Origin of the sequence: Stieleria sp. (assembly GCF_041595215.1) — a bacterium.
GTDB lineage: Bacteria > Planctomycetota > Planctomycetia > Pirellulales > Pirellulaceae > Stieleria > Stieleria magnilauensis.
In genome coordinates, this window is the sequence record NZ_JBFHKV010001514.1 from 1 (window position 1) to 1,503 (window position 1,503).

Consider the following 1,503-nt stretch of genomic DNA (forward strand, 5'->3'; position numbering starts at 1 on the left):
AAGTAGCTGCCCGGCACCAGGGCATCGTCGACCTCGGTCGAGATCCGGCCGTTGGGTGAATAGATCAGCTCTTGCCCGAACGCGTTGTAGAGCCGCATTTCTTTGCCGCTTTCGACGATTTGTTCGCTGCCGCTGAGTTGCAGATCGAACCGTAGAAATTCGATGTCGTCGATTTCGAACTGAAACAAGTCGCGATCGGAGGGACCATCAAGGATGCCGACGAAGTTTCCGCGGTAGGATGTGGTATCGAGCTGTCCGGCCGTTTCGAAGGAGTCGCCGAGGTCGGGGAACGCCTGAGCGTCGTCGACCAGATCAACGACCATCGCGTAGTCACCGGAGACGGGGCCGGATGAGTTTGCGCCCGAGAGTGCGACGAAGACTTGTTGGTCGTCTTGGATTTGCAGAACGATTCCGGTTCCCGATTGGTTTTCGCCGATCACGTTGCCCAGCGAATCGAGAACCTCGACCGCCGGACTGGTTGTTTGTAAACCGGCAAAGGAAACCACCAGTGTTTGACCGGCCGAAGCGCTCACTGAAAAGACGTCTTGTTCGCTAGCGTCGGCGAGTTGTCCGATGACTTTTTGGCCGAGCAGTCCGTTCAAACCGTCGGCCACCGCAAGCGTGCCGTTGGGTTCGGATTCAAAATTCGCCGGCGCCCCGGTGTAACTACTTTGCATGCCGTAGGGGCCGACGAAGGTGCCGAAGACGTTTTCCGAACCGACGCGGACGAAGTACTGGCCTGTCGCCGGGGCCACGAACCGCGCGGCGTCCCCGTCATCGGACGTGACCAGCGTGCGTCCGCTCGAATCCAAGATCTCGAGTCCGGGAGGCAGCGTGGGACTGAACAGGGGCGCGTTGACGTTGAACGTGTTGATCGAAAAGCGGTCGCCGCGATTCAAATTGACGCGAAAGAAATCGACGTCACGCGTGGAGCTGATGGTGCCTTCTAAGACGTCGCCGCGGGGCAGGGCGGTGGCGGAAGCCGGCACATCATTGGGCTCGATTTCGGCCGCCAGCAGTTGCCGTTTTTCGAGCGTTTCCGCCTGCAGTTTTCGGCGCATCCGATGTCGGGACGCAGCATTTCGGGGGCGGGCTAGTCTTCGCGCAGCAGCAGGCGGACCGGCACCCCGGTCGGCGGATTTGGAGAACAAAGGCATCGTTGCGGGATCACGGTGGGGAATGACGAGGAAGCAATGAAGAGTGGGGATGGCCCGAGTTTAGCTAATCCGCGGCGCCGATGTTGTAATTGGCGTCCACCCACCCCCCCGGAAATGCCCAGAGTCCGCGTTACCCGCCGGCGAGATGGCCGAGTATCCCCAAGGGATTTCAGCGAGTAGCCGGAGGTCAGCGCAGCGTTCGGGGAACGCGTCGCCGGGATCGCGCCAGCGAGCCGAGTATCCCGAAGGGATTTCAGCGAGTAGCCGGAGGTCAGCGCAGCGCCACCTCCGGGAAGCCGGTCGCGGGATTCCCATCGACCCCGACGGGGTCGCAGCGAAGCCATCT

The 1,503-nt window shown here is 61.3% G+C and carries 1 pseudogene; it reads right to left on the minus strand.

Going from position 1 to position 1,503, the window contains the following annotated elements:
* Positions 1–1,061, minus strand: a pseudogene (locus ABX749_RS32565) (hypothetical protein); the annotation flags it as partial.
* Positions 1,062–1,503 lie beyond the last annotated feature (442 nt).